The 3,470-nt window shown below is 28.4% G+C and carries 2 protein-coding genes; both read right to left on the bottom strand.

Annotation, left to right across the window (positions count from 1 at the left end; translation table 11 throughout):
• Nucleotides 1–255 precede the first annotated feature (255 nt).
• Nucleotides 256–1,236, bottom strand: coding sequence for an HNH endonuclease (locus OM075_RS24535; RefSeq protein ID WP_301193204.1), 981 nt, complete (start codon nucleotides 1,234–1,236; stop codon nucleotides 256–258).
• Nucleotides 1,217–2,893, bottom strand: coding sequence for an AAA family ATPase (locus OM075_RS24530; RefSeq protein ID WP_301193203.1), 1,677 nt, complete (start codon nucleotides 2,891–2,893; stop codon nucleotides 1,217–1,219). The genes OM075_RS24535 and OM075_RS24530 overlap by 20 nt, the downstream gene beginning before the upstream one ends.
• Nucleotides 2,894–3,470 lie beyond the last annotated feature (577 nt).

Here is a 3,470-nt window from a genome sequence, read left to right as displayed (position 1 = left end):
GATGTAATTTTGTCACACTAACCATTTTTAGTTACCCAAATCCAAGGGGGTCAATATGACCGGAATGAGGGGTCAACATCACCGGAATATCTAATAATATCTAAATTCTTTGCGTTGTATTGTACATAACGACCACTTGTATAAGCAGTAGCGGTTTGCGTGCTACAAACTTATCAAATCATGATGAAGTTTGAGCGGTGTACAGACCTTAATTTTTAGCACTTTTGCCGCTATTGCTTATACAAATTGTTAGCGTTAGTTATTCTCCCATGTATCCTTGTAAATATCTCTTTTTAACTTACCTAGACTGTAACTAGTAATATCTTCTTTATTCTTTGGAATCTCTGCTAACTCAAGAATTTCGTCATTTACTGTTTGCTCCAAAAGAATTTCTATTTCATTTGTTTTATGAGAGGTCATTTTTGAAAGGATATTGAATTTTTCAATTAATTTATCTTTCGCTGTATTATATCTCTCTATTAATTCTAAATCTATGATAGTTTTATCGCTAAAATCACTTAATGAATCATAGCTAATTATAAAATCCTTTATATCCATTCCAAACACATATGGAGTTTTTAAGGAAAAGTGAAAATTATCATCAAATGATTTATCAAAAGGATTAATATGTGTATCTACTAAAAATAAGGTTTCCCTTTTAAATCTAGAGTTACAATTATGACAAGATGGGACTAGGTTATACATTGAAAGAGCTAGAAAAGGGTATTTACTTTGAGGTACAAAATGGTCTAAATCAAGTAGAGCTAAATCATTTTTATCAACATCTCTCGTCACAATACTTAATTCATCAAAATTGCAATATGGACAAGGTATTCTAGCCTCGAATCCTAATTCTCTTAAATATGAAATACAAAATGGGGAGCTTCGAAACGCCTTATAATTAAAAATGCTTTTAATCTTTTTTGCAATTTCAGAATCTTTCTTTTTATCTGTTACAGCATCTACTTCATAAAAGACATCTAATGAAAACATAACATCAAACAAAGATATAATCTCACTTAAAACCTTAGGATTGCCAATTAAAATATTCTTAATCCTTATTATTAGAAATCGGTATATATCCTTATCTACTTTTAAAGCTGCATTATCATACTCGGATTTTAACTGTTGAATCACTGAACTTTTTAAAAACATTTTATCATCCCCAACTGGATTTAGATGCTCAAAAAAAGATTTTTCCATTTTAGTTCGTTCTCTAATTTCGATTTTCAGCATCTGTTATCATTTTTTTTAACTTCAACTTAATTACATCATCGCCAATTATAGAAATAATTCCATTCATACTATCAAAATCTTGCTTGCTTAAGTCCTTTCGCTTTAATTTTTCTACAACTTCTTTTATTTTACCATATGCAAACTTACTGATTGTACCACCGCTTAAGAAAAACGAATTAGAATATAAATCAAGTAGATTAGCTCCAAACGTTTCATCTTCTGATTCTTTTATTGGTATTACTTTGCACATATACTCTTCAGTTCTATCTAGGTATATTAAATTTTGTCGAGGTAAGTCTGATACTAAAAATGGAGAATGTGAGGTCATAATCATTTGAATATCTGCCTTGTAATTAGACTTTAAATAATTTAATATACGATTTAGAAATTCTTGTTGCCAAACAGGGTGCATATATAAATCACCTTCATCAATTAAGATTAAAACATTCGGTTTATTATTTATTTTCTTAATCACAGAATTGAATTGAGAAAACACATTTAAAAAAGCTTTATGCCCAGAACTAATTCCACCCCATGATAATTCTATGATTTGATTTTGATTAAATATTGATAAATATTCTTTTAGAATACGCTTATTTTCTGAATTAAAATCAATTAAATAATATGAACGGGCTTGATTGTATTTTCCTTCCTTAATTAATCTCGGATGCAGGTATTCAATAGCTCTATCAAAATCTAGTAATGACATCGCATCTTTTTTATTCAAACTACCAAGCGTAGTAAATTCATAGAAAACTAATCCAATAAATTCTTTAATCGCTTCGATTAAATCTTTCATATCAAGATTTGCAACATCTTTAAATGACTTTGTAAATAGTTCATTGAGATTTGAATAATCGGGATTTACTTCAAAAAGGTCTTTTCTCCTGTTTTTAATTTCATTTACTGCTGTGACTATTATATAAGAGAATAAAGAGAAGGTAAAAGAATAAATGAAATGCTTTATTGGATTAGATGTTTTTAAAGCATTTTTAAATTTTCCACTTATTACCTGTAGAGCATCATTATCAAAATTACTCATATATTCTTTATCCCTATTATATGAAGTCTTTGTAATTGTTGATATAATTAAGTTTTTTGGACTTTCTAAATCTACCCCTAAGAAATCTTCGGTTAAAAGAAACTTAAATTGATTTAGCATATCACTTTTCCTCTTAGGTAAGGATTTACTTGGCGTTAAATTTATTACAGAACGAGGAATATTTAGTTCTCTATCATCTTGTATATTTGAAAAGTATGCTACGTTTAGATGATTAAATTCATCGGAATTATTTATTAATCCAAATGAACTGTTTGTTTTGATTTCAGAATGAATATTAGAGTAAATAAACATTTGAGAATCCCGCATATAATCTGAATTAAATAAGGCTATAAAATCAAATGTCAATGTATTTTTCTTGCTTTTTAAAATAAGCGAGACAAGTTCAAGTAAGTTACTTTTACCAGTGGAGTTCTTACCAATAATTCCTGTGATATTAGTTATGTTATCTCCAAAAACATTACTACTCTTTCGGGCTTCATTTATTGATAATAATCCTGTTTCTCTATTATATTCAATATCGAATGTATCCGAGATATTAAATCCAATATTCTGAAAATTACGAAAACCATCAATCCATATATATAATAATTCCATATTGAAATCTATTTTGTAGTAGGACCTTCTTCTTTTCTGTTAATTAACGCTAACTTATTTATAAATGCACCATCCAATTTACTTTTCATAAACTACTGTATATCTGAATCTATTGAAAATTAACCATTCATAAACGCTTAATTTTTCATAAGCGCTTATAAGCGCTTATAATCGTTTATTGCACTATAATCCTTTTTTAACGCTAAGTAGAAAATCACAAAAACATCAGTAACAGATCATATCTAAAATTCATATAAGACAGTTGATTGATGATTAACTTTATAAATAGTCCTTACAAATTTAAAAATTTGAATAAACTATTCAATATATTTCTTTGCAAATAACTACAATTTATATAATATATCTGAGCTGTCCTAATTATATTTTTCAACTGGTGCTTCGCCCAGACCTGACTTCATTTTTTAGTTCACAAGGTCTGTTTCTTTATTGTGTTCATGATTTCCGCTGCGCTACAATTGTCTTACCACAAAAAACAGAAGCAAAAAAAGGCTAGGCTGCACCCACTTCTCTCAAAAAACTACGATTATTTGACTGAAATCGTTTAAACTCGTTGCAC

The sequence above is a fragment of the Plebeiibacterium sediminum genome (genome assembly GCF_026013605.1).
GTDB classification, from domain to species: Bacteria; Bacteroidota; Bacteroidia; order Bacteroidales; family Marinilabiliaceae; genus Saccharicrinis; species Saccharicrinis sediminus.
Note: the sequence above shows the minus strand (reverse complement) of the source record. Positions and strands in the feature narration are given on the sequence as shown.

Coding starts and splice junctions, on each gene's coding strand:
- OM075_RS24535 (WP_301193204.1), bottom strand. CDS start 1,236: ATGCTGAAAATCGAAATTAGAGAACGAACTAAAATGGAAAAATCTTTT.
- OM075_RS24530 (WP_301193203.1), bottom strand. CDS start 2,893: ATGGAATTATTATATATATGGATTGATGGTTTTCGTAATTTTCAGAAT.